Origin of the sequence: Clostridium beijerinckii HUN142 (assembly GCF_000621745.1) — a bacterium.
Taxonomy (GTDB): domain Bacteria; phylum Bacillota; class Clostridia; order Clostridiales; family Clostridiaceae; genus Clostridium; species Clostridium beijerinckii_A.
Genome location: NZ_KK211335.1, coordinates 92,406 through 117,670 on the forward strand (window position 1 = coordinate 92,406; position 25,265 = coordinate 117,670).

The 25,265-nt window shown below is 30.3% G+C and carries 22 protein-coding genes; 21 read left to right on the top strand and 1 reads right to left on the bottom strand.

Annotated elements, in window-relative coordinates:
• Positions 1-56: 56 nt before the first annotated feature.
• The 3 genes from T483_RS0118650 to cysK all read left to right on the top strand — a co-directional run bounded on the left by T483_RS0118650 (position 57) and on the right by cysK (position 2,946).
• Positions 57-914: an AraC family transcriptional regulator gene (locus tag T483_RS0118650; protein WP_026888189.1), complete on the top strand. Its 858-nt coding sequence runs from the start codon at positions 57-59 to the stop codon at positions 912-914.
• 131 nt (positions 915-1,045) lie between these two features.
• Positions 1,046-1,567 carry a nitroreductase family protein gene (locus T483_RS0118655; protein WP_026888190.1) on the top strand — a complete coding sequence of 174 codons (522 nt, stop codon included), beginning with the start codon at positions 1,046-1,048 and terminating at the stop codon, positions 1,565-1,567.
• Between the two features lie 443 nt (positions 1,568-2,010).
• Positions 2,011-2,946, top strand: coding sequence for a cysteine synthase A (cysK, locus tag T483_RS0118660; protein ID WP_026888191.1), 936 nt, complete (start codon positions 2,011-2,013; stop codon positions 2,944-2,946).
• Between the two features lie 440 nt (positions 2,947-3,386).
• Here the strand turns inward: cysK and T483_RS0118665 are convergent, their stop codons facing one another.
• Positions 3,387-3,797 carry a hemerythrin domain-containing protein gene (locus tag T483_RS0118665; protein WP_026888192.1) on the bottom strand — a complete coding sequence of 137 codons (411 nt, stop codon included), beginning with the start codon at positions 3,795-3,797 and terminating at the stop codon, positions 3,387-3,389.
• A 370-nt stretch (positions 3,798-4,167) separates the two neighbouring features.
• Between T483_RS0118665 and T483_RS0118670 the strand changes: the two genes are divergently transcribed.
• From T483_RS0118670 to aepY, 18 genes are all read left to right on the top strand, one after another.
• Positions 4,168-5,298: an iron-containing alcohol dehydrogenase gene (locus T483_RS0118670; RefSeq protein ID WP_026888193.1), complete on the top strand. Its 1,131-nt coding sequence runs from the start codon at positions 4,168-4,170 to the stop codon at positions 5,296-5,298.
• A 106-nt stretch (positions 5,299-5,404) separates the two neighbouring features.
• Complete coding sequence (locus tag T483_RS0118675) at positions 5,405-6,850, top strand: APC family permease (protein ID WP_026888194.1); 1,446 nt, start codon at positions 5,405-5,407, stop codon at positions 6,848-6,850.
• Positions 6,804-7,625 (top strand): carbon-nitrogen hydrolase family protein, encoded by an 822-nt coding sequence (locus T483_RS0118680; RefSeq protein ID WP_026888195.1) that lies wholly within the window; start codon positions 6,804-6,806, stop codon positions 7,623-7,625. Before T483_RS0118675 ends, T483_RS0118680 begins: the two co-directional genes overlap by 47 nt.
• A gap of 280 nt (positions 7,626-7,905) precedes the next feature.
• Positions 7,906-8,631 carry an amino acid ABC transporter ATP-binding protein gene (locus T483_RS0118685; RefSeq protein WP_026888196.1) on the top strand — a complete coding sequence of 242 codons (726 nt, stop codon included), beginning with the start codon at positions 7,906-7,908 and terminating at the stop codon, positions 8,629-8,631.
• 81 nt (positions 8,632-8,712) lie between these two features.
• The gene (locus tag T483_RS0118690; protein ID WP_026888197.1) at positions 8,713-9,597 is read left to right on the top strand and encodes a substrate-binding periplasmic protein; all 885 of its coding nucleotides are present in this window, start codon (positions 8,713-8,715) and stop codon (positions 9,595-9,597) included.
• Between the two features lie 58 nt (positions 9,598-9,655).
• Positions 9,656-10,363: an amino acid ABC transporter permease gene (locus T483_RS0118695; RefSeq protein ID WP_026888198.1), complete on the top strand. Its 708-nt coding sequence runs from the start codon at positions 9,656-9,658 to the stop codon at positions 10,361-10,363.
• Between the two features lie 316 nt (positions 10,364-10,679).
• The gene (locus T483_RS0118700) at positions 10,680-11,897 is read left to right on the top strand and encodes a PucR family transcriptional regulator (RefSeq protein WP_026888199.1); all 1,218 of its coding nucleotides are present in this window, start codon (positions 10,680-10,682) and stop codon (positions 11,895-11,897) included.
• Positions 11,898-12,320: 423 nt separating this feature from the next.
• Positions 12,321-13,661 (top strand): 4-aminobutyrate--2-oxoglutarate transaminase, encoded by a 1,341-nt coding sequence (gabT, locus tag T483_RS0118705; protein WP_026888200.1) that lies wholly within the window; start codon positions 12,321-12,323, stop codon positions 13,659-13,661.
• Between the two features lie 265 nt (positions 13,662-13,926).
• The gene (locus T483_RS0118710) at positions 13,927-14,862 is read left to right on the top strand and encodes a M14 family metallopeptidase (protein WP_026888201.1); all 936 of its coding nucleotides are present in this window, start codon (positions 13,927-13,929) and stop codon (positions 14,860-14,862) included.
• Positions 14,859-15,794: a M14 family metallopeptidase gene (locus T483_RS0118715; protein WP_026888202.1), complete on the top strand. Its 936-nt coding sequence runs from the start codon at positions 14,859-14,861 to the stop codon at positions 15,792-15,794. The genes T483_RS0118710 and T483_RS0118715 overlap by 4 nt, the downstream gene beginning before the upstream one ends.
• 492 nt (positions 15,795-16,286) lie before the next feature.
• Complete coding sequence (locus tag T483_RS0118720) at positions 16,287-17,690, top strand: cation:dicarboxylate symporter family transporter (RefSeq protein WP_026888203.1); 1,404 nt, start codon at positions 16,287-16,289, stop codon at positions 17,688-17,690.
• Between the two features lie 318 nt (positions 17,691-18,008).
• Complete coding sequence (locus T483_RS0118725; protein WP_017212540.1) at positions 18,009-18,389, top strand: GntR family transcriptional regulator; 381 nt, start codon at positions 18,009-18,011, stop codon at positions 18,387-18,389.
• Between the two features lie 178 nt (positions 18,390-18,567).
• Positions 18,568-19,422: an ABC transporter ATP-binding protein gene (locus tag T483_RS0118730; RefSeq protein WP_026888204.1), complete on the top strand. Its 855-nt coding sequence runs from the start codon at positions 18,568-18,570 to the stop codon at positions 19,420-19,422.
• Positions 19,423-19,594: 172 nt separating this feature from the next.
• On the top strand, positions 19,595-20,254 hold the full coding sequence (locus T483_RS0118735) for an ABC-2 transporter permease (RefSeq protein WP_026888205.1): 660 nt from the start codon (positions 19,595-19,597) through the stop codon (positions 20,252-20,254).
• Positions 20,255-20,437: 183 nt separating this feature from the next.
• A complete protein-coding gene (locus T483_RS0118740; RefSeq protein ID WP_026888206.1) occupies positions 20,438-21,433 on the top strand; it encodes a hypothetical protein in 996 nt (331 codons plus the stop codon).
• 329 nt (positions 21,434-21,762) lie between these two features.
• Positions 21,763-22,554 carry a phosphocholine cytidylyltransferase family protein gene (locus T483_RS0118745; protein ID WP_026888207.1) on the top strand — a complete coding sequence of 264 codons (792 nt, stop codon included), beginning with the start codon at positions 21,763-21,765 and terminating at the stop codon, positions 22,552-22,554.
• A 106-nt stretch (positions 22,555-22,660) separates the two neighbouring features.
• Positions 22,661-23,959 (top strand): phosphoenolpyruvate mutase, encoded by a 1,299-nt coding sequence (gene aepX, locus T483_RS0118750; RefSeq protein ID WP_026888208.1) that lies wholly within the window; start codon positions 22,661-22,663, stop codon positions 23,957-23,959.
• A 45-nt stretch (positions 23,960-24,004) separates the two neighbouring features.
• Complete coding sequence (aepY, locus tag T483_RS0118755) at positions 24,005-25,138, top strand: phosphonopyruvate decarboxylase (RefSeq protein ID WP_026888209.1); 1,134 nt, start codon at positions 24,005-24,007, stop codon at positions 25,136-25,138.
• Positions 25,139-25,265 lie beyond the last annotated feature (127 nt).

Consider the following 25,265-nt stretch of genomic DNA (forward strand, 5'->3'; position numbering starts at 1 on the left):
AAAGTTGGAGAGTTATATTCATAAAGTGTGTAAGTATAATAGGGGAGGATTAATTAATGGAAGCAAAGTTAGAATTTACTTCAAAATATAGATCAATCAGTACTTTAACAATATACTATGGAGGCCATGAGGTCTGTGCACCATCCCATTCTTTTGGGCCTGCCATTCGTCATCACTATCTTTTGCATTATATTTTAAATGGAAAAGGGAAATATTATGTAAATAACAAATGCTATGAATTACAAAGGGGAGAGGCTTTTTTAATTTGTCCAGGTGAATCTACCTATTATAAAGCAGATAAAGAAGAGCCTTGGGAGTACTGTTGGGTAAGTTTTGATGGGAATGATGCTAGCACTATTCTAAAAAATTGTGGATTATCAAAAAATAGTTTAATTTTTAAAGACAATAGTAATGGGATTCTCAAAGAAAGGCTACTTTCACTAATACAGAATTATGAAGAAGATAGTCACAATGAATATTCTCTTATTGGTCAGTTGTATATGTGTTTTTCAAGTATGTATGATCAGGTAAATATGAAAGAAAAAAACACTTGTGAATCATATGCTGATAAGGCCCGTGATTATATTTATAATAACTTTAGCTATGATATCAAAGTTAGCGATATAGCTAAATACGTCGGAATTGATAGAACATATTTATATAAAATATTTATGGAGGAATATAAAGTTTCACCTCAGAGATATCTTATTTCTTTTCGGTTAAATACTGCCGTGAATTTACTTGAAACCACGAAAATGAATATAACAGAGATTTCTTATTCTTGTGGATTTAAGGATACTCCTACTTTTTATAAACATTTTAAGAAACAGTTTAATATTACACCTGTGCAATATAGAAAAAGTAGCATTGATTATATTAAACTACCTAATGAATATAAAGCTGATGTTAATTAAAAACTGCTTAGTGCAATTAGTTATAACATTAATATAGTGATATAATTTAATCATAAAAACTATAATTAATTATCTTTAAATTAAATGGAAAAATAACGTATAAACATTTTTGTGTAAGAGGAGATGTTATCATGAATGAAGTATTACAAAACATATTAACAAGAAGAAGTGTGAGAGCTTTTAAGGAAGAACAATTAAAAGATGAAGAATTGGATTTAATTTTACAGGCAGGAGTAAATGCACCAAGCGGAATGAACAAACAAAGTTGGCAATTTACAGTTGTTCAAGATAAAGAAAAGATGGAGCAGCTTGCAAAAGTAGTTAGAGAAGCTTTGAAAAGAGATGCTGGATATAACTTTTATGCGCCTCCAACTTTAATTATGTTGTCTAATGATAGAGAGAATACAAATGGACTTGCAGATTGTTCTTGTGCATTAGAAAATATATTCTTAATGGCAAATTCACTAGGAATAGGTTCATGTTGGGTTAATCAATTAAAGAATATTTGTGATGAAAAAGAAGTAAGGGAAGTATTAAATAGCTTTGAAATACCTGAAAACCATATTGTTTGGGGAATGGCAGCTTTAGGGTATCCTGCTAATACACCGAAGGCACACGGAAGAAAAGATGGAGTGATTAAATTCATAAAGTAATATCTATTAAAACAAATATCGGAATCAAGATGTGTTTCAATATAGAGAAAAATAAGCAAAATATCCTGAGTCTAGGAATTTGCTTATTTTTTATTCTGTAGGAAATCTACACATATAAAAAGAGTTTGAAGCACAATACAGAATTTATCTAAAGTCACCTGAAACTTTGTTCTTTAAAAATTAGTAGTAATTGAATTGTGAATAAATTACTATAAATAGTTAGAAAATAGAATGTAATAATATATCAAAAATAAAAATTTACTATTTTATTTTTAAAAAATAATTATTAGTATGTATATTTATCATAAATTGCATATATATGTAATTTAGACAAAACTTTTTAAAATGTACAAAAAAGTATTGACTATATAAAAACAGAAGAATATACTTATAACATAGTAAACTGATAAGAATTATATGAGAAAGTTTAAGGAGTGGTTGGAATGTCAAAGATATATAAGAATTTAGCAGAATTAGTAGGTAGAACCCCATTACTAGAAGTTGCAAATTATAGTAAGGGAAAAGATTTAAAAGGAACAATATTAGCTAAGTTGGAGTATTTTAATCCAGCAGGAAGCGTTAAAGATAGAATTGCAAAGGCTATGATAGAAGATGCTGAAAACAAAGGTTTATTAAAACCAGGATCAGTAATAATTGAGCCAACTAGTGGTAATACAGGAATCGGTATTGCATCTGTAGGTACAGCAAAAGGGTATAAGGTTATAATTGTTATGCCAGAAACAATGAGTGTAGAAAGACGTAGTCTTATAAAAGCTTATGGAGCTGAAATAGTTCTAACTGAAGGAGCAAAAGGAATGAAAGGGGCTATAGCTAAAGCAAGTGAGTTAGCGAATGAGACTCCAAATTCATTTATACCAGGACAATTTGTAAATCCAGCCAATCCAGAAGTTCATAAAAATACAACTGGTCCTGAAATATGGGAAGACACAGATGGAAAAGTAGATATATTTGTTGCAGGTGTTGGTACAGGTGGAACTGTTACAGGAGTTGGAGAATACTTAAAATCTAAAAATCCAGATATTAAAATTGTTGCAGTAGAACCAGCAGATTCACCAGTTTTATCAGAAGGTAAATCAGGCCCTCACAAAATACAAGGAATTGGTGCTGGATTTGTGCCAGACGTTTTAAATACAAAAATATATGATGAAATTATAAAAATAACAACAGAAGAAGCATTTTCTGCTGCTAGAGAATTATCTAAAACAGAAGGCTTGCTTGTTGGTATTTCATCAGGAGCTGCTGCATTTGCTGCAACAGAATTAGCAAAACGTCCAGAGAATGCAGGAAAAACAGTTGTGGTATTATTACCAGATACAGGAGAACGTTATTTATCAACTGCATTATTTGAAGATAAATAAAAGTATATAGGAAGAATATTTATAAACTCAATTCGCTTAGTTTTAAGTAAATTGAGTTTATTTTCGGTATATAAGATTATAGATTTGGTATAAATAAACCAACAATAAGCTATATGCATAAGTTCAACACTTATTTGTCTATAGGGTTCCAACTTGAAAATTTGAGATATCACAAACATAGAAATTGGATACATATTTGTGTAGTAGGCATTTGAAAATAAGCTGCTTAGGTTCTTAAAGGAAGGTTGTTCCATTTACTGCCTGTCACACTGAAAGTGGGAACATGCAGTAATGGGTGCAACCTTCCCTTAAGAACCCTTCAGCGAAATTTTCATAGTCCTATGAAACAAATATGTATTCAATTTCGTTGGGGATTCACATAAGTTCGATTCTCATTTCGTAACCCTATATATGATTAAGAAGTGAAGTATTATATAAATCTATCTAATTAATTTATATAACTGACTTTCTTCTTTACTAATTCTCTTTTCTATAGCAACTAAGATTTTTTTTGTTTCGCTTATAAAAACTTCATTGCCTTCAGATATTATTTTACTTTTTGTATTAAATTTATTTTTGTAATTTGTAAATATATCTGAAATTCCACCCATTTCATTAATATATGAATTTGCTAGGTTTTTAAGTTTATTATCATCTCCATTAAGTAGATTAGGGTATAAAAATTTGTCTTCTGAACTTAGGTGAATTTTCAACTTTCCAGCAAGTTTGTTTATATGAGTAGTTATATCCAAAAGATCAGAATCAAATTTTTTATTATTAATTGACTCATTTATATAATTTATTTCCTCAAAAATACCTTTATGTTCTCTCATCAAATTATCTATATTCATAATTAACACCTCATTAATATTTGTAATTCATTAACTAAAGTATAGTTTTTATATGATAATAAGTATGTAACAAAAGTTACAAGATTTATTTGTTTATGAATATTTATCTTATAACTGAAAATTTTGGTATTAAGACTTAAATAGCAAGAGGATTATTAATTGTCCAATGTGCACTAAATTATTGTCTATAAAATTATAGAATATATATTGCCAATATGGTATTATAGTTTTGACAAAGATGTCTTTATTATTAATAAAGGCATTTTTTTATATTCTTTTATTGAAAATTAAGATTATAAGAAAATGCTAAGATAAACAGAAATTATCGGTAGTTTAGAATCAACAATTAAACTACTTAGGGGGAGTTAAAATGAATTTTAATTATAATTTACCAATAAATCTTCTATTTGGGAGAGGGAGAAGTAATGAAATAGGAACTGAGGTTGCTAAGTATGGAAAGAAAGCGCTTATTGTAACTGGGAGAAACAGTACAAAAAAAAGTGGTTTACTTGATAAAACCATAGATTTGTTAAATAAAGCAAAAGTTCAATATGAAATTTTTGATAAAGTAGAGCAAAATCCACTTACCACAACTGTATATGAAGGTGTGGATGTTATAAAAGAAACTGGATGTGATGTTGTTTTAGGGCTTGGTGGTGGAAGTATTATGGATGCAGCCAAAAGTATAGCCTTTTCAGCTAAAAATCCTGGAGATATATCAGAATATATATTTGGTATTAAACAAGGGAGTGAAGCATTGCCTATAGTTCTAGTTCCGACAACATGTGGGACTGGAAGTGAAGGAAACTGTTTTTCAGTTCTTACAAATCCTGAAACTAAGGATAAGAAATCCATTAGAACAAATATAATTATTGCAAAAGCATCAATTATTGACCCAGAACTTATGGTGACAATGCCAAAGAGCATACTTGCATCTGTTGGATTTGATGCATTAGCACATAATATGGAAGCGTATTTATCAAAAATAGGACAGCCACTAACAGATATGAAAGCATTTTATGGAATAAAATTACTATCAGAGAACTTAATTAAAGTGTACAATGATCCAAGTGACTTAGATGCATGGGATAGTGTAACTTTAGCAAGTACACTAGGTGGAATGGTGATAGGAATAGCGGGAGTAACTGCACCTCATGGACTTGAACATCCAGCGAGTGGCTTACATGATATTGTTCATGGCAAAGGATTGGCGGCCCTTACACCAATTATTGTTGAAAAATCATGGGAAAGTAATTTAGAAAAGTACAGTAACATATCTAAACTATTAGGAGGAACTGATGCAGCAGACTGTGCAGATGCTATAAGAAACTTTCTGAAAAAGATTGATTTGAAAGTTACTTTAGGAGAGCTTGGTATTAAAGAAAAAGATGTAGAATGGATGGCTGAAAACTGTATGAAGGTTTCAAGACCAAGCATAGTAAATCATCCTAAGGAATTTTCATTAGAAGAAATTAAGGATATATATTACAAGTCATTATAATATAGAAATTTAAAATAATTTATTAGATGCAAAGGCGCACTGAAATAAAAATCAGTGCGCCTTTTGTGTTATCAAGATTAAAAAATATTTATTAGGAGGAATAATTATGGAAAAATCAGGTTTAAAGAAGGATAATTTAAGTATTATTGAAACAGTGGCTTTATCAGTGGCTATTATAGCACCAACAGCAGCGATGTCATTAAATATATCTCTAATGGCTCAGACATGCTCGTTTTCTACACCACTTGTATTTCTAATTTCAACTATAGTAGTAGGTCTCGTATCATATTCGATTATAAAATTTAATCATTATATATCTGCATCAGGTTCACTTTATGCTTTTACTAAAACAGCCCTAGGAAATAAAATGGGATTTACATCAGGATGGGCACTATTACTTGCCTACATTGCATTAGCAGGAGGCACTGCAGCAGGGTTTGGTAATTTCTTCTCTGGATTTTTATCTGTATTTGGATTTCATGTAAATTGGATGCCAATCTCAATAATAGCATCTATTGCAATGATTGCATTAGGAATAATTGATGCAAAGATATGTAATAGAATTATTCTAGTAATAGAAGGAATATCAATATTACTTATACTACTACTTTCAGTTGTAATTTTAATTAAAGTTGGGACTACAAGCGGTTTGAGCTTAATTCCTTTTAAGAGTAATGGGGTTAGCACATCAGCTTTAGCTTCAACTTCAGTATTCGCATTTCTTTCTTTTATAGGTTTTGAAAGTGCTTCAAGTTTAGGTGAAGAAACAAAGAATCCTAAAAAATTCATTCCAATAGCAATAATAAGTGCTGTATTTTTATCAGGGTTATTTTACTTAGTTTGTAGTTATGCACAAGTTATAGGTTTTGGTCTTGATGTAAAAGGACTTGAGGCGTTATCTTCTTCAACACTTCCACTTTCAGATTTATCAACAAAATATATGACAGCAGGATTTGGTACAATATTAATGTTGGTTGCTGCATGTTCAAACTTTTCTTGTGCACTTGGATCTTATTGTGCTGGTTCAAGAATGTTATTTGCATTAGGTAGAGATGGAATAATGCCAAAAGCGATGATGAAAATACATCCTAAGCACAATACACCATATTTTGGATTGATATTAATAATAATAATATCAGATATAGTTCAAATTGCATTATTTAAACATGATGGTATAGAAGTGTTTGATTATTTAGCAACAATAGGATCATTAGCTATACTTGTTTCGTATATATTTACAAGTATAGGAGCTATGGTTTACTTTACAAGAAACAAAGTATGGGGAAAAACTCATTTAATAATACCAATAGCATCAATAGCAGCCTTGTTATATGTATTATATTCTAATGTTTATCCTATACCAGAGTTTCCTAATAACTTGTTTCCATATATAGTATTGGTATGGATTGTAATAGGTTTTGCTATTAGTAATATATTTGGAAAAAGTAAGGCTAAAAGTGATGAAAAGAGAGAGGGTTACGTATTAGAAGTAAGGGGATGGAAAGATGAAAATAAAAGTTACTTGCGTTCAAATGGAGCCAAAACTAAGTGATGTAAATTATAATTTAGAAAAGATGGTTACATTCATAAATGAGATTATGGAGAAAGATAGTAAAACTGACTTAATAGTATTTCCTGAGTTAATAACATCGGGATATGAATGTGGTAATAAATTTAAAGACCTAGCTGAAGTAGTGGAAAGTAGTAATAGTATAAAAGTCATAAGTGAACTTGCAAAAAAATTTGGTACTAATATAGTTTATGGCTTTCCAGAAAAAGATGGTGCTCTAACAGATGTTCTATACAATTCATCTGTGTGTATAGATAGTAACGGGAGAGTGGCAGGAGTATATAGAAAAGTTCATCTATTTGATACAGAGAAAAGATATTTTAAAGCAGGCTGTGATTTTCCAATTTTTAATACTTCCTTTGGAAAAATTGGAGTAATGATTTGTTGGGATACTGCATTTCCAGAAGTTGCAAGAACTTATTGCTTGAAAGGGGCTGAGCTTCTTGTGGTTAATACTAATTGGGAAAAACCATATTCTGATGATTGGGATCTAGTGACAAGAGCACGAGCGTTTGATAATTGCATGTATTTAGTAGCTGCAAATAGAATTGGACAAGATAAAGAATTGGGCTTTTTTGGCCATAGTAAAATAGTAGACCCTGTTGGAAGACCATTAAAAGAGTTAAATGATGAGATAGAGGGAATAATATCTGGGGAAATAGATTTAGAATTGCCTAGAAAGCTTAGATCCGAATACTACACCTTATTTCAAGATAGAAGACCTGAACTATACAAAGAGATAATAAAAGAGTACTAACAACTTAAAATATATCTAACAAGGAAGTCAGATATTATATGCAAATTGTAGTTGAATTAATAGATTCAGGTATTATTGAATAAACTTAGTGTTGAATCAAATAGTGTGCATACTGCACAAAAAAATTGTTATTTATGGTTATAGAAATAGGGGAACTACCATGATAATATTATCCTAACGCAAAACAATGTAATAATTTAATATTAAATGCGAAGGCGCACTGTAAGAAAAAAACGGTGCGCCTTTTTCTTATTACTTTAGATGAAGTGGAGTTGATAATATGTATAAGGTTAATGAATTATCAAAGAAATATGGAGAGTTAGAGGTTTTAAAAAATATAAGTGTAGACATAAAAGAAGGGGAAGTAGTTTGTATAATAGGACCATCGGGATCTGGTAAAAGTACATTTTTAAGGTGCTTAAATCTATTTGAAGTTCCAACAGGTGGAGAAATGTTCTATGATGGTACAAATATACTGGGCAAGAATGTCGATAGCCGTTCTCTTAGGGAAGAAGTAGGAATGGTATTTCAAAAATATAATCTATTTCCTCTACATACAGTAGTAGAAAATGTTATTTTGGCACCAGTGCTTACAAAAAAGAAAAATAGAAAAGAGGCTGAGGAAATAGCTCTAGAACTTCTTAAAAAGGTTGGTTTAAAAGACAAAGCAGATGTATATCCTAGGACTCTATCTGGTGGACAACAGCAAAGAGTTGCAATAGCAAGAGCGCTAGCAATGGAACCAAGGATGCTCTTATTTGATGAACCTACATCAGCGTTAGATCCAGAATTGGTTGGTGATGTGTTAGATGTTATGAAGCAATTAGCTAAGGATGGTATGACTATGGTAGTTGTTACTCATGAAATGGGATTTGCTAGAGATGTATCTGACAGAGTAATTTTTATGGACAAGGGTTATATAGTTGAAGAGGGTACACCAAAAGAGATTTTTGGAAATCCAAAAAATCCAAGAACAAAGGAGTTTTTATCTAGAGTTTTAAATTAACTTCACATATTAAATTTAAAGTTAATATAAATAATCAAAAGATTCAACCTTAAAAATAATTACGAAAAGGGGAAATTAATTATGAAGAAACTAGGGAAAAAATTATTAGTTGTAATAATGGTTATGATGAGTTGTATTGGATTTATGACAGGATGTGGCTCGGGAAATTCAAGTACTACATCAACATCATCAAGTAATGATAAATCAAAGGATACATTAGCAGCTGCAAAAGAAAAAGGGGTATTAACAGTTGCTTCATCAAATGATGCACCATTTGCATTTATGGATGCTAAAACAAATGAATTTACTGGAATTGATGCAGAAATAATAACAGAAGTTGCGAAAAGATTGGGAATTAATAAAGTTGAAATGAAGCAAATACCATTTGAAAACCTATTGGTTGAGTTAAATAATAATACAGTAGATATGGTAACAGATGGAATGTATGTTAAAGACGAGCGTAAGAAATTAGCATTATTTACAAACATATGGTATAAGGAAGGCGAAGCCATAGTAATTCCTAAGGATTCAAAAATTGCAAGTAAAGACGATTTGAAGAATGCAACATTGGGCGGGCAAAAAGGTACAGCGTTTCTTGAAACAGCTCAAAAGTGGCAACAAGATGGATCAGTGAAAGATGTTAAAGTATTTGGAAGTCAATCTGAATTAATGTTAGCAGTAAATACTGGAAAGGTAGATGCATGTATAACTGATGGAATGGTTGCAGGGTATACATTATCACAAGATAGCAGTCTTAATTTAAAGATATTATCTCCATATAAAGCCGAAACATCTGGAATGATAGCAGCAGCAGTTAGAAAAAATGATAAAGCGTTAGCAGATGCAGTTAATGAACAGATTGATGAAATGAAGAAAGATGGAACAATATTAAAACTTCTTAAGAAGTATGGAATGAATGAAGATTATTTTGTATCAGTAGAAGATGGTAAAGCTTCTGACAAGTAACAATATAAACTAAAAAAGAATCCAGACGGATTCTTTTTTAGAAGGGGAGGAAATAAATATGGATATTTTATCTAATTTGGATTTTGGTACAGCTTTAAAGTTCTTAGTACCCTCATTAAAGGCAGGTCTTTGGGTTGTAGTACAAGCGACGGTATTTGGATTTTTTTTAGCAATAATTTTAGGATTGTTTATTGCAATTGGACGTATTAGTAAAATAAAAATTTTAAGAGGATTTTTATTAGTATTTTTAGAATTTATAAGAGGAACTCCTTTATTAGTTCAATTAGTATATATGTATTATGTAGTACCGCTTTTAGTATCTATCATTGTACAAATCTGGAATCCAGGATATCAATTTAAAATAAGTTCGCTAGTTGCGGGAACACTAGGTCTTGGGATTAACTATGGCTGCTACATATCGGAAGTTATTCGTTCATCAATATTATCAATAGATGGAGGGCAAACAGAAGCAGCATTAGCATTAGGACTTACAAGTAATCAAACTATGTTTAGAATAATAATACCGCAGGCACTTCGAAATGTAATACCTGTTTTTGGAAATTACCTTGTAATGATGTTAAAAGATACATCACTTCTTGCATATGTCTCAGTTAGCGAACTATTATTACGTACTCAAAGTTATGCATCTCAGTCATTTTTAACTATTGAATCATATACAATTTTAGCAGGATTTTATTTAATATTAAGTTTGCCACTTTCACAACTAGTAAAATTAGTAGAAAAGAAGATGTTGAAATTTAACTAGTGGGGTATATGGTGAACAATTATTTAGGTGTCACCTGGTAAATTATTTTCTATTATAAACGTTTATGTAAAAACTGTAACTAAGAATCAAGGTATTTACCCATATTAAAAGAGAATATGAAACATTGTTAGTAGAAGGTTGAGCAAATTCTGATTATATCAATAAATATTGAGAGTAAGAAGAATTTGATCAACCTTCTTTTTAATATGAAAAAATTATCATAATATTATATCTTTTTTTATGAGGAGATATTATTATAAAAATATAATAAATAAAGATGACATTTTAAATAATTAGAGGGGCAATGGTGAAGTTTATGTCAATTTCGGTAAAAGATATACTTAAATTAGATTCCTTAAGAAAAATTAATCTTGTTGGTGGAGAAGGTGGCTTAGAAAAAAGCATAGAGTGGATATATGTGGCAGAATGTTTTGAGAATCCATTGGAGGGAATTAAATGGCTACAAGGTGGAGAAATCATATTTATAACCGGCGTTGGAATTAGAGAAAATGAGGCGCTATTACTAGATTTTATTAAAGGAATTAGTGAGAAAAATGGTTCGGGCTTAATAGTAAATATAGGTCCATACATAAAGAATGTATCTGAAGAGGCGATTAAACTCGCTAATGAACTTGAAATTCCATTGTTCACATTACCTTGGGAAGTTAAATTGGTTGAAGTCTCAAGGGAAATTAGTAATGCTATTATTTTATCTCGTATTGAGGAAAATTCTTTATCGCATTTTTTAAGTAATATTCTATTTGGAGATGGTGAATTAGAAGGAGATGCAATACAAAAGGCCGCATATTTTGGATACAATCTATCAGGCGGATGTTGTATATGTGTTATAGATATTGATGGTTTCGAGAGATATTTAAAGTTAAAGAATTTAGGTGATGAGAAAAGTATATCTAAGATTAAAATAAACTTTAGAAAAGTAGTTCAAGATATACTTGATAAACATGCACTAAAGGTACCAATAATAGATAAGGATGATGCTGTAATCTTTTTTATTAGGTCAGAAGAAAATTGCATGAATAGATTGGATAAGGCTTTAAAAGAGATACAGTTAGCTACAAAGAATCGCATGGATGGAATGTCTGTAAGTGTAGGAATAGGAAACTCGTACAAGGATTTAAAAATGATGAAACAATCATTAAATGAAGCGGAGCTAGCTATAGATAGTGCTAAATGCCAAGGTTTAGATGACACAATTACAAGATACAAAGATATAGGGATTTATAGCATACTTTTCAGCGTTGAGAATAGGAGTATATTAGAAAATTATTTTTCAGAAGTTCTAGGTCCAATTAGTAGTTCTGATAGTAAAGATAATAATTTAGTTGAAATATTGGAGATGTATCTAAATGAGAATTGTAATATTACAGTTACAGCAGAAAAGCTATTTCTTCATAGAAACACCCTTAAATATAAAATTAAAAAAATAGAAGAACTATTAAATTGTGATTTACGGGATTTCAATGATTGTATTAAAGTAAAGATTGCATTAGACATTGGTAAAATTCTTAAATAGACAGGTAAATAGTATATACAATCTGCTACTTAGAGACTTCAAAGATATTTTATAGTTTTCCGGAATCAAAATATTTATGATTTCAGTAAGTCTCAAAATAAGTCTAAGTTATATATTGATAAAATATTTGAAAAATAAATAATATGGCCAATGTGCACTAATATGTTATTTTTAAGCCTGTATTAATCTAAGTTTTAATATGCTTATGTGCATTTGATCTTTGTATTTTAGTCAAAATAGACAAAAACATTATAATGCTTGGACATAGAAAAGAAAAATAGAAAGTATTATTATATAAACAAGTTAAGAAATTTAAATAAGTTTTATAGGCAATGGAGTCTTTCGTGTAAATAAGCATGATGGCTCCATTTTTATGGAATTAGAAATATATTAAGAAAATAAACGTTAATGGAGGTTTTTATAATGATAGAAGAATCAAATGTAAAATTAGTAACATCAATACCAGGTCCTAAATCAATAGAGATATTAGAGGAAAGAAAAAAATATGTTGCCGATGGAGTTTCAGTATCAACAGATATTGCTATAGCTGAGGCAAAGGGAGCACTAATTAAAGATGTAGATGGAAATGTATTTTTAGATTTTGCAGCAGGGATTGGTGTTCAAAATGTTGGACATTGTGATCCTGAGATTGTTGAAGAAATAAAGAAACAAACAGAATTATTTATTCACCCAAGCTATAATGTAGTAACATATGAATCTTACGGTGCTTTGGCAAAAAAATTAACTGAAATAACAGTTGGAGATTACGAAAAGAAAGTAATGTTTGCTAATAGTGGAGCAGAAGCAGTAGAAAATGCTATAAAAATAGCAAGGACTTATACGAAGAAAACAGGAGTACTTTCAGCTACTGGGTCTTTCCATGGTCGTACAAATATGACTATGTCAATAACAAGTAAATATAAACCATACAAAAATGGTTTTGGACCATTTGCACCAGAAACATATAAATTTGATTTCCCTTATTCATATAGAGCACCACTTGGAGTTTCAGAAGAAGAATATGCAGATGAATGTATTAATAGACTAAAAACTATGCTTAAAACAACACTTTCTCCAGACATGATTGCATGTTTAATAATTGAGCCATTACAAGGTGAAGGCGGATTTGTAGTTCCATCTGCAAAATACATGAGAGAATTGCAAAAAGTTTGTAATGAGAACAATATAGTATTTATAGTTGATGAGATACAAGCAGGATTTGCAAGAACAGGAAAAATGTTTGCGCATGAGCATTATGGTATAGAACCAGATATTATCACTATGTCAAAATCAATAGCTGCTGGAGTACCGCTAAGCGCAGTTGTGGCTAAAAAGGAAATAATGGATTCAGCATGTGTTGGTGGAATTGGCGGAACATATTCTGGAAGTCCTCTTGGATGCGTAGCAGCGCTTAAAGTTATTGAGAAGATTGAAAAAGAAAATCTATGTGAAAAATCATTAAAACTTGGCGGATATATTATGGAAAGACTAAATGAGATGAAGGAAAAGTATACAGTTATAGGTGATGTAAGAGGCTTAGGTGCAATGGTAGGATTAGAATTTGTAAAAGATAGAAGCACAAAAGAGCCAGCAGCAGATTTAGTTAAATCTATAATTAAAAAATGTTATGAAAATGGGGTTATATTCTTAAATGCAGGTATACTTGGCAATGTAATTCGTTTCTTACCACCGCTAGTTATGACAGATGAACAAGTTAAATATGGAATGGATGTATTGGAAGAATCAATAAAAGAGTGTATATAAGTAATGTTGAAATGTTTTAGAAAGCAGTTTCATATATGGTATGTAAAAATATTTGACAATAAAATATCCAAGTAGTAATATTAAATTAAAGCAAAGAAGCTCACATAGTGGGGGGTCTTTGCTTATTTTTTTGTATTAAAAGAAAATTTTTTTACATATAGGATGATAAATTAGACAGTTTTTACAATTGCAAGATGAATGAGAAAAACTATACGTTTTGGCATTTTAGTAAAGACAATAAGTTGTTAAGTGTGTGGAGGGTAATATGGTAGAAACAATAGTATCGTTAGAACTAGCAGTTGATGAGAGGTTAGTAATCAAGAAAAATAGACTTACACCAGTTAAGATTAGTGGAAAAGAAAAGCGAATATGCATTGTCACTGGGCTCCATGGAGATGAGCTTGAAGGTCAATATGTATGTTATAAGTTAATAAAAGAAATAAGAGAAAATATTGAATATCTTAATGGAATCGTTGATATATATCCATCACTTAACCCACTTGGAATAGACTCGATACACCGAGGGATGCCAACTTTTGATTTAGATATGAATAGAATTTTTCCAGGATCAGAAAGTGGAGCTATGGCAGAGCATGTTGCAGCGAAGATTATTGAAGATATAGATGGTGCAGATATGTGCATAGATTTACATGCAAGTAATATATTTTTGAGAGAAGTACCTCAGGTTAGAGTGAGTGATCATATAAAAGATAAGTTAGTACCTTACGCTAAATTATTAAATATGGATTTTATATGGGTACATCCAGAAACTACAGTTTTAGAGTCTACACTCACATATAGTTTAAATAATAAGAATATACCCACATTACTGGTTGAAATGGGAGTTGGAATGAGAATTACAAAAGAATATGGTGATCAACTAGTTACAGGTATATTTAATTTAATGAAAGAATTAGATATATGGACAGGCACAGTAACTCCAGTAAGAGAACCTATTGTGTCTACTGAAAAAGAAGTAAACTTTATAAATGCTAAGGCATCTGGAATATTTATGCCTAGTGTGAAACATTTAAGTGAGATAAAAAAGGGGGAACGAGTTGGAGAAATTTTTAGTTCATTAACTGGCGAGGTTGAGGAACAGGTGATTTCACCATGTGATGGAGTTATATTTACATTAAGAGAATATCCAGTAGTGTACGAAGGCTCTCTTATTGCAAGAGTACTAGGAGGTGCAAAATGAGAAAAGAAATATTATATACATTGAAATCACCTCATAGGGATGATATGAGAGTTACAGGATATAAATTCGGAAAAGGTGAAAAAACTGCTTGTATAGTTGGGGCAATCAGAGGTAATGAAATACAGCAATTATATACTTGCTCTCAACTTATTAAGACTTTGACTAAATTAGAACAAAAAGGTGCAATCTCAAGAGATCGTGAAATCCTCGTTATCCCTTGTGTAAATCCTCATTCAATGAATATAGGAAAAAGATTTTGGACAATGGATAATACTGATATAAATAGAATGTTTCCAGGGGAGAAAAATGGGGAGACTACTCAGAGAATTGCTAATGGTGTTTTTGAACAAGTAAAAGATTATCCATTTGGAATTCAATTTACTAGCTTTTATATGCCAGGAGATTTTATTCCTCATATTAGAATGATGGAAACAGGATATCAAAGTCCAAGCCTTGCGAATTTGTTTGGTTTGCAATATGTATTAATTCGTAAACCAAAACCATATGATACAATGACACTGAATTATAATTGGCAAATGTGGGAGGCTAGTGCATTCTCTTTATATACTAATGCAACAGATCAAATAGATGAAGTTTCTGCCAAACATGCAGTAGTTGCGGTTTTAAGATTTTTGACAAGAATGGGAGTAATTAAATACAATAGTCATAGTGGATACATAGCAAGTGTACTCAAAGAAGATGATTTACTTTCAGTTAAAACAACTACAGGAGGAATATACAGACCATTAAAGAATCCGGGAGATGGAGTGGAAAGAGGAGATGTTCTTGCAGAAATAATCCATCCATATGAAGGTGAAATTGTTGAAAAAATTGTATCTCCCACTGATGGAATTATATTTTTTGCTCATAAATCACCAATGGTCATGGAAAACGTGGTTGCATACAAGATAATAAGAAGACTTCATGAGTAAAATTGATATAACTATTATGAATATTAGCTTTTGATTATGTAAAGTTATATTCATAGTGGTTATTTTTTTATTCTCTAGGAAATTATATTGTTGGATAATCTGTGGATAACTTATAAGAAAGGCTGATTTAGAAGGTTGGCTTTTAAAAGAGAATAAAAAAGAAAATATATTCGCTTGTAAAAAATGTTCTTATATGCAGCAGAGATGCCATTTCTGATGTGCAGATTTTTCTCGCATGCGTTCGAAAAGGCAGATGCGTAAAAAAATCTCCGGCTTCACAGTCGCCTGTGATTTTATTCTTATAAATTTTAAAGGATATTTTAATGAATATAATAATAAATATGCAGAAAATATTATAAAGCATTAAAAGGTATATGTTTTCAGAAGGAATATATTTAAAAATAGTATTAACTTTTATTGACATATGATCATATAATTGATATTATAAGTATACTAATTATATAGGAATTATAGGAATTACGGGAGGGAACAATGGATAGTACATTTTTTACAAAATTTATAATGATAACAAGCTATAAACCAATAATATTTATAGCGATTTTAATAGGTTTATTCTATGGACTTTATAAGCTAGAAAAGGCTAGATTAAACTTTTCAAAACGTATGATTATTTCAACTGTGGGAGGATTATTACTTGGAGTTATAATACAATTTATGGCAGGATTTCCGAGTAATACAGGGGATGTTACCTGGATAGGTGAGGTTACAAAATGGTATGGGCTAGTAGGAAATGGATTCATGGATCTACTAAAAATGTTAGTAGTACCATTAGTTTTTCTTTCAATGTTAAAAGTTATAATAAACATGGATGAAAAACAAAGTTTAGGAAAACTTACTTCTAGATCAATATTTGTTTTATTAGGAACTACAGCTATTGCTTCAATAGTTGCTATAATAATCGGAAATTTATTTAGACTTGGCGTTGGAGTTGAAGCAATCCAAAGTAAAGCTGAATTAAAAGAAATAACATCTTTTGTAGATACTATGAGAGGACTTTTACCAGCAAATCCAATAAAAGCAATGGCAGATGCAAACATAGTGGCTGTTGTTATATTTGCAGCATTTCTTGGAATAGCTATAAGAAAACTAAATAAGACTAACAAGGATATTATAAAACCAGCAATAGATGTTATAGAGGCATTCTATAACATAATGACTACTGTAGCTAGAACAGTTATCAGATTTATGCCATATGCTGTATTACCACTACTTTCAAATACAGTTGCATCAAATGGAATATCAGCGATAATAAATGTGGTTAATTTTATAGTTGCTTTATATGTAAGTGTTATTATTGTATTTGTAATTCATCTTGTAATAATTTCACTTAATGGCTTAAATCCTATTCAATATTTAAGAAATGTAATTGAGCCGTTAGTTTTGGCTTTTACATCTAGATCAAGTCTTGGAACTTTACCAGTCACTATTGAGACTTTGAATAAAAAAGTTGGAGTTGAAAAAGGGATTGCAAGCTTTGCAGGAAGTCTTGGGGCTAATATGGGAATGAATGGCTGTGCTGCTATATATCCAGCATTAATGGCTGTTACAATTGCAAATATGTCTGGAACTCCAATGGATTTTAGCTTCTACGCTATGCTGGTAATTACTATAATTATAAGTTCCTTTGGAATAGCTGGATTACCAGGAACAGCAATAATGTCAGTGTCAGTAGTAATATCAGGAATGGGAATGGGAAGTTTCTTCCCTCTTGCAGGAGGAATACTTGCAATAGATCCGATATTAGATATGGCGAGAACAGCGCTTAATGTTGATGGGTCAATGGTTACAGCAGTAACAGTTGCTAAGAGCTTTAATGGATTAGATAAAGATGTATTTAACAATGTTCAGGAAAAAGTTATAGCAGAAGGAAATTAGAAAAATAGAATTAAGATATTGAAGACCATTAGGTGAGAATATAAATCACCTAATGGTCTTTTTGAATTGAAAGTGTATTAATAATATAAACTAACTTTAAAGAATTGATTATTAAGTGAAACTTGATTCAGTTGCATTTTGGACTTCGTCTTAATATTGGTAAACTTATGTAATGTAGTATAGCTGTTATCTTCAACTTAAAGAAGTATGAGTGTTACAGCAATAGAAATAAAATAAACAAAAAATTATTGACAAAACTGTTCATACTGTATATATTATATATATACAGTATGAACACAAAGGAGGCGAAGTAGTAATTTGAAAATATTACTTTCTAATAAATCTGATTTGCCTATTTATGAGCAAATTAAAGCTCAAATAAAAGAACAAATCCTATCAGGCGAAATTTTAGAAAATGAGTTTTTGCCGTCAATAAGACAGCTGGCGAAAGACTTAGGGATAAGTGTTATTACCACAACCAGAGCTTATTCTGACCTTGAAAGTGAAGGGTTTATAGCAACTCTTAGAGGAAAGGGAAGTTATGTACTTCCTAAGGATAGCGAAATGGTAAGGGAACAATACTTAAAGAAAATAGAAGAAGCCCTCATGGTTGCGATTGAAAATGGGAAACTAGCTAATATATCAAATGATGAATTAGTGGTTATGCTAAAAACATTGGCAGATGAGCAAATTACATAAAGTGAAACTTTTAAGGTAGAGTTTTATACTCAAGCTGAATTTAGCTGAACTTATCCAGGAGCGTGCAGCCGTTATAAGAGAGTGTTACGGATGCTAGCTATCGGATAAAATATATGAAGGCCTAATTATTACAATACAAATTATTATTAGAAAATATGATTTTAAGGAGTAGAGAAATATGAATGCACTTGAAATAAAGAGTTTAAATAAAACATTTAATAGCTTTGATCTTAAGAATATAAATTTAGAATTACCAAAAGGTTATATATTAGGGTATGTTGGACAAAATGGTGCTGGGAAGACAACTACTATAAAGCTTATAATGAATCAATTGAAAAAGGATAGTGGAGAAATAAAAGTGTTTGGTAAGAGTTATGAGGATGGAGAAGAAGTCTATAAAGATATGATAGGATTTGTCGGAGATGAATGCTATTTTCCAATAAATTTTACATTAAAAGATGTAATTAATACACTAAAAGATTTTTATACTTCATTTGATGAAAGTAAATTTAATGAGTATGCTGAAAAATGGAACCTGCCTTATAAGAAAAAGATAAAAGAATTTTCAAAGGGAATGAAAGTTAAATTATCTTTTGCAAGTATTTTATCAAGAAATACAAAACTTCTTCTATTAGATGAGCCAACAAGTGGCCTTGATCCAGTAGTTAGAAATGAGGTTTTAGAAATATTACAGGAATATATAGCTGATGGAGAAAAAAGCGTTCTATTTTCAACGCACATAACAAGTGATCTTGAAAAGATAACAGATTATATCTTCTTTATTAATGATGGAGAAAAGGTATTTTATGATACAACAGAAAATGTGCTAGAAAGTCATCTATTGGTTAAAGGCGGCCTTGACGATTTAACAAAAGAATTAGAAGATAAGTTAATTGGATATAAGTCTTCTAATTTCGGATTTGAAGGATTAATTAATTCAGATAATAGGGAATATGTAAGCAAAGATTTATTGGTAGAAAAACCATCAATGGATGACATTGTGATATTTTATATCAATGGAAAAAGAGATTAGTAATAAAATATTCTATTTATATACGTTGCAAAAATAATTTTTCATCATAATCTAAAAATATTTAAAGAATTTTAGATTGAATTGTGAAATGTGCATTGTGAATTGTGGCATATATATTATGTTTTATCATTAATTTCATGTATAATTTTTAAAGGGAAAGAGGTTTTAAAATATGAATAGATCAGTAAGTTATTTGAAATTTGATTTAAGATTAATAAAAGAAAGTATTAGGCTTTATGTGTTAGCTCCAGCAATATTTTGTGCTTTATTTATGTTTTCAGGAGAAACATACACTATGGCATTATCATACTTATTTTTCTTTTTAATAATTTTAGCAACAATACCGTTTAGTACTCAGGGTAATGAAAAAAGCACTCAGATGTATTATATGTTTCCTGCTAAAATTTCGGATATGGTTCTTGGAAGATTTTTGTATTTAATAGGTGTAGCTTTGTTTATATTTCTCATTAATACATCTATTGTGACCTATCTATATCAGATTATTAGAGTTCAAAACTTTGAAATTTTAACAATGTTCTTTTGCGGTTTAATGAGCTTAATAACTTGTTTTATTCAATATCCTATATATTACAAGTTTGGAATGGAAAAGGGCAAAGCAGTATCATTATTAGTATATCTTTTACCTGCATTCTTCATATTTGCGTTACCATCATTTTTGGTAAATAAGGATGGTTTTATATTAGAGAAATCTTTAGATTTTATTATAAATAATAAGTTAATATTAATAATTATTAGCATGTTAGTCACAATACTTATAGGATATATTTCATATAAAATTTCATATAAAATTTGTAAAGCAAAAGAAATATAGTGTATAAAAGATATTTATTAAAAAATATTTATAAATATTAAGTATAAATTAAGGTAAATTTAATATTTTTTCTATCATTTATTAATAAAAAATATGTATAATAGAAATATGATGAAAAGTAAATTATTAACATACATTGTATTTTTATCATAAATAATGAGTATTTACAGGGGGAAAGAAACAATGAAAATGAAAAAAACTTTGGCATTCATTATGACAGCAGCTTTAACTGTTGGAACAATGGCTGGATGTAGCCAAGCAACACTTAATTATGCACAGGAGCTTTCAAATACCGCTAAATGGGAGGCAACAACATCAAGTATTGATGGAGATGTAAATATCAATGTAAAAGGAAAAGATGGAACTGAAACAAAACAAGAAATAAAATTTGCAGCTACTGGATATACAGCAAAAGATAAATCATATGTTGATATGACATTTACTGATCCAGCAGGAAAGCTTAATATTCCAGAACTTAAAGCATATTGCGATGGAACTACAAGTTATATAAATAAGAGCTTTTACCAAGGAATATCTTCTTTAACTGGACAAAGCGCTCCAACAGGTTTAAATAATATAACTCAAGATTATATAGGTATTGATACAGAAGCATCAGGTGTTGATGTGACTAAATTAAAAGCACTAATGACTCAACCTGATGGAATGGTTGAATTTGGAAAGATGATATTTGGAGGAAATACTGATCTTGATTTACCTTTCGTTCAAGATGGAAGAGAATATACAATAAGTCTTGATGCAGATAAAACTGTAGATTTAGCTGCAAAAGCATTAAAAGCAACAGCTAATAATTTAGATAATCTTAATAGTACATTTAAGTTAGGATTGCCAGCTGAAAGTATTACACAGATGAAAACTGCTGCTAACAGCCCAGAATTTGATAAATCATTACCTGAAATTAAGGCAGCATTAGCTGGAACAACTATTAATTCAAAAGAAGTGTTCACAGATAATGATTATAGCTCAGATTTCAATATGAATTTACAAATTAAAGATTTTGGAACTATTGCATTAACTATGAAAAGAACAGATACTAAGAGTGATGTTAAAGGGATAACATTCCCAACTAGCACATTAAAAGTTTCTCAAGAAGAGTTTAATAAATTAATGGTTCCAGCAAATAAAACTATAGCATCATCTACAAATGTAGTATCAAAATAATACTTTAAAATAACTAAATAAAAGTTGTATCAGAATTGGACCGCTTCTTATCAAGTAGATAAGGAGTGGTTCATTTTGATATAGCTTTTTTTATTCTCTAGGAATTTATATTGGTGGACAATCTGTGGATATTGTGCTCATTGTTGGTATAAATTATGAAAAAGGCTGATTAAGAAGGTCGTGTTTTAAATGTGGAAACTTAATTACAATATATATGATTTGAATATGTTTTTAGAATTAAAGTAAAATTTTGTATGAACATATTGTTTTGAACAATGAAAGGTGTTAATATAATATTGTTCAAAATATGAACCTTGTGGAGGGGGAAAATGGGTAAAGTAAAAACAGCAGTAATTCTAGCAGCTGGAATGGGATCAAGATTGCAGGATATAACAAAGGATATGTTACCAAAAGGATTTATAAGGGTAAATGGGAAAAGCTTGATAGAAAGATCTATTGAGAAATTAAGAAGTCTAGGCATAGATAAAATTTATATAGTAACAGGACATTTGCATGAATTTTATGATGAGCTAGCAAAAGATAAAAATTATATAGAAACAAGAAAAAATAGAAAATATAAAGCTACTGGCAGCATGACTTCACTATCAATTCTTGAAGATGAATTAAAAGAAGACTTTCTGTTGCTTGAAAGTGATTTAATATATGAAGTTTATGCACTAATAAAGACTATAAATTTTGAAGAAAATGATTGTGTTTTATTAAGTGGAAAAACAGATTCCGGAGATGAATGCTATGTAGAAGTTAGAGATAATAACTTATATAAAATATCCAAAAGAGAAGAAGATATAGGACATGTATATGGGGAATTGGTCGGTATTTCTAAAATATCGTTAGAGCTATATAAAGAAATGCTGAAGCAGTATAAAGAATTTAATAGGAAAATATATGATTATGATAGCCTTTTTGCAGATAAGTGTGAGAAGTCAAAGAGATATGACTATGAAGATGCAATATTTGATGCTGCTAAAAAAAGGAAAGTAGGATATTTAAAGATTGAAAACTTAGTATGGGGAGAAGTAGATGATAAAAATCATCTTGAAAGAATAAAAAAATCAATTATTCCAAAGTTAGAAAAAAGTTCGGAAGAAAGGGCTGTATAAAGAAGCTGTGTAAATAATGCTCTAAATCAATAGGCTTTTTGCGGTTGATTTTTAAGATCTACAAATATAGATATAAATCTAGAAAAATAGGAGAGTGTGAAAGAATATGAAGACAGTTTATGTTGCTATGAGTGCTGATATAATTCATCAAGGACATTTAAATGTATTAAATGAAGCAAGAAGATTTGGAGATATAATAGTAGGATTGCATACAGATGAGGTTATAAGAGGTTATTGGAGAAATCCAATAATGAAATATGATGAGAGAAAAGAAGTAATGAGTAATATTAAAGGGGTTATATCAGTAATTCCTCAAGAAAGCTTAGATCAAGTTCCAAACCTTCTTGAAATTAAACCTAACTATGTTATTCATGGAGATGATTGGAAGGAAGGTTCACAAAAGGAGTTAAGGGAAAAGGTTATAGATGCGCTAAAAGAATGGGGAGGAGAACTTGTAGAAGTTCCATATACTAAAGGGGTTTCAATTTCAAAACTAGATGAGGAATTAGCTCAAATAGGTATAACGCCTCAAATGAGAATGAAAGGACTAAAGGAACTAATTTATTCAAAGAAACCGTTAAGAATACTTGAAGCTCATAATGGTTTAACTGGGCTAATTGTTGAAAAGACTAAAGTTCAAAAGGATGGGAAAATAAAAGAGTTTGATGGTATGTGGATTAGTTCTCTATGTGATTCAACAGCCAAAGGAAAACCTGATATAGAGCTGGTAGATTTAACATCAAGATTAAATACAATCAATGATATCTTAGAGGTGACAACCAAACCAATAATTGTTGATGGAGATACAGGAGGACAAATTGAACACTTTGTTTATACAGTTAAGACTTTAGAGAGATTAGGAGTTTCAGCAGTCATTATTGAAGATAAAACTGGTCTCAAGAAAAACTCATTATTTGGAACAGAGGTGCAGCAAACGCAAGATACAATAGAACATTTCTGTGACAAAATAAGAGCGGGGAGGGAAGTTAGAGTCACTAGTGATTTCATGATAATTTCGAGAATTGAAAGTTTAATTGCAGGGGCTGGAATGGATGATGCTATAGAAAGGGCTAGAGCTTATATTGAAGCAGGCACAGATGGTATTATGATTCATAGTAAAGAGAAAGATGGAAGAGAAATTATTGAATTCTGTAGAAGGTATAATGAGTTTGAAAATCGAGTACCTTTAGTGGTAGTCCCAACTTCATATAATTTTATGAAAGAGGAAGAACTAAGGGAGTTAGGAGTTAACGTTATTATCTATGCAAATCATCTTATAAGAAGTGCATATCCAGCAATGGTAAATACAGCGAAAAGTATTTTAGAGAATGGAAGATCAAAAGAAGCTTCAATAAATTGTATGCCTATAAAAGAAATACTTACGTTGATTCCAGGAGGAATGTAATTAAGTACAATCAGCATAAAACCAATATTTAAGGAGTTAAAAAGAATGATTGAAGTAAAAGAGTTTTATAATGAGCTATTAAATAATAATATAGATTTCTTTACAGGGGTTCCGGATTCCTTACTAAAGTCTTTTTGTGCATACATTAAGGAAAATGTAAGTAGCGAAAAGAATATAATTTCAGCTAATGAGGGGAATGCAATAGGAATAGCAGCAGGATATCACTTGGCAACAAAGAAAATTGCTCTAGTATACATGCAAAACTCAGGCCTTGGAAATGCATTAAATCCGCTTGTATCACTTACAGATGAATTGGTCTATAGTATACCAGTGCTTTTAATAGTTGGCTGGAGAGGTGAGCCAAATAAGAAAGATGAACCCCAACATAAGAAACAAGGACTTGTTACAATAGAAATATTAGATCTGCTAAGCATTAAATATGATATTTTAGATAATAACACAAGCAATGATGAAATGAGAAAAAAGATAAGGAAAGCCAATAATTATATGAAGGAAAATAACGAGCCCTATGCATTGGTAGTAAAGAAGGATACTTTTGATGAATATCAAATAAAGTATGATAAAACTTTGGATTTAGAAATGACTAGGGAAGATGCTATAGAGATTGTAATGTCTAAAATGAAAGAAAAATCAGTTGTGGTATCGACAACGGGAATGGCATCGAGGGAACTTTTTGAATTGAGAGAAAGATACAATGGAGATCATAGTAAGGATTTTTTAACAGTAGGATCTATGGGACATGCATCGCAAATAGCATTGGGAATTGCATTAAGCAGGAAAGACAGAGATGTTTATTGTATTGATGGAGATGGTGCTTTAATAATGCATCTTGGTGGTTTAGCTATAATAGGAAATCAAAATACAGATAATCTTAAGCATATTTTGATAAACAATGGAGCTCATGATTCAGTAGGAGGCCAAGAAACTGTAGGATTTAAAATAGATACTTTAGCTATTGCTAAAGCATGTGGGTATAAAGAATTCTATTCATGTAGTTCAAGAGATGAGTTACTTGGGGTATCAGAAAAAATAAGCAATGAAAAAGGTCCTGTATTTTTAGAGATAAAAGTAAAAAAGGGTTCGAGAAAAGATTTAGGAAGACCTACAAAAACACCAATTGAAAATAAAGAAATGTTTATGAAAGCTTTAGAAAATTAATATATATCAAAAACAATTCCTCATCATAATTCTAAAAATATTTCAAGAATTTTAGCCGTAATTGTGAATTATGAAATGTGCATTGTGAATTGTGAATTGCAACATATATATATTATAAAAATTTTAA

What these genes read in the sequence shown, in the direction of transcription:
- T483_RS0118655 (WP_026888190.1), top strand. Translation starts at nt 1,046, where the DNA reads ATGAATGAAGTATTACAAAACATATTAACAAGAAGAAGTGTGAGAGCT.
- T483_RS0118735 (WP_026888205.1), top strand. Translation starts at nt 19,595, where the DNA reads ATGAATAGATCAGTAAGTTATTTGAAATTTGATTTAAGATTAATAAAA.
- T483_RS0118680 (WP_026888195.1), top strand. Translation starts at nt 6,804, where the DNA reads ATGAAAATAAAAGTTACTTGCGTTCAAATGGAGCCAAAACTAAGTGAT.
- cysK (WP_026888191.1), top strand. Translation starts at nt 2,011, where the DNA reads ATGTCAAAGATATATAAGAATTTAGCAGAATTAGTAGGTAGAACCCCA.
- T483_RS0118670 (WP_026888193.1), top strand. Translation starts at nt 4,168, where the DNA reads ATGAATTTTAATTATAATTTACCAATAAATCTTCTATTTGGGAGAGGG.
- T483_RS0118715 (WP_026888202.1), top strand. Translation starts at nt 14,859, where the DNA reads ATGAGAAAAGAAATATTATATACATTGAAATCACCTCATAGGGATGAT.
- T483_RS0118675 (WP_026888194.1), top strand. Translation starts at nt 5,405, where the DNA reads ATGGAAAAATCAGGTTTAAAGAAGGATAATTTAAGTATTATTGAAACA.
- T483_RS0118695 (WP_026888198.1), top strand. Translation starts at nt 9,656, where the DNA reads ATGGATATTTTATCTAATTTGGATTTTGGTACAGCTTTAAAGTTCTTA.
- aepY (WP_026888209.1), top strand. Translation starts at nt 24,005, where the DNA reads ATGATTGAAGTAAAAGAGTTTTATAATGAGCTATTAAATAATAATATA.
- T483_RS0118740 (WP_026888206.1), top strand. Translation starts at nt 20,438, where the DNA reads ATGAAAATGAAAAAAACTTTGGCATTCATTATGACAGCAGCTTTAACT.
- T483_RS0118685 (WP_026888196.1), top strand. Translation starts at nt 7,906, where the DNA reads ATGTATAAGGTTAATGAATTATCAAAGAAATATGGAGAGTTAGAGGTT.
- T483_RS0118700 (WP_026888199.1), top strand. Translation starts at nt 10,680, where the DNA reads ATGTCAATTTCGGTAAAAGATATACTTAAATTAGATTCCTTAAGAAAA.
- T483_RS0118745 (WP_026888207.1), top strand. Translation starts at nt 21,763, where the DNA reads ATGGGTAAAGTAAAAACAGCAGTAATTCTAGCAGCTGGAATGGGATCA.
- T483_RS0118690 (WP_026888197.1), top strand. Translation starts at nt 8,713, where the DNA reads ATGAAGAAACTAGGGAAAAAATTATTAGTTGTAATAATGGTTATGATG.
- T483_RS0118730 (WP_026888204.1), top strand. Translation starts at nt 18,568, where the DNA reads ATGAATGCACTTGAAATAAAGAGTTTAAATAAAACATTTAATAGCTTT.
- T483_RS0118710 (WP_026888201.1), top strand. Translation starts at nt 13,927, where the DNA reads ATGGTAGAAACAATAGTATCGTTAGAACTAGCAGTTGATGAGAGGTTA.
- gabT (WP_026888200.1), top strand. Translation starts at nt 12,321, where the DNA reads ATGATAGAAGAATCAAATGTAAAATTAGTAACATCAATACCAGGTCCT.
- T483_RS0118650 (WP_026888189.1), top strand. Translation starts at nt 57, where the DNA reads ATGGAAGCAAAGTTAGAATTTACTTCAAAATATAGATCAATCAGTACT.
- T483_RS0118665 (WP_026888192.1), bottom strand. Translation starts at nt 3,797, where the DNA reads ATGAATATAGATAATTTGATGAGAGAACATAAAGGTATTTTTGAGGAA.
- T483_RS0118720 (WP_026888203.1), top strand. Translation starts at nt 16,287, where the DNA reads ATGGATAGTACATTTTTTACAAAATTTATAATGATAACAAGCTATAAA.
- aepX (WP_026888208.1), top strand. Translation starts at nt 22,661, where the DNA reads ATGAAGACAGTTTATGTTGCTATGAGTGCTGATATAATTCATCAAGGA.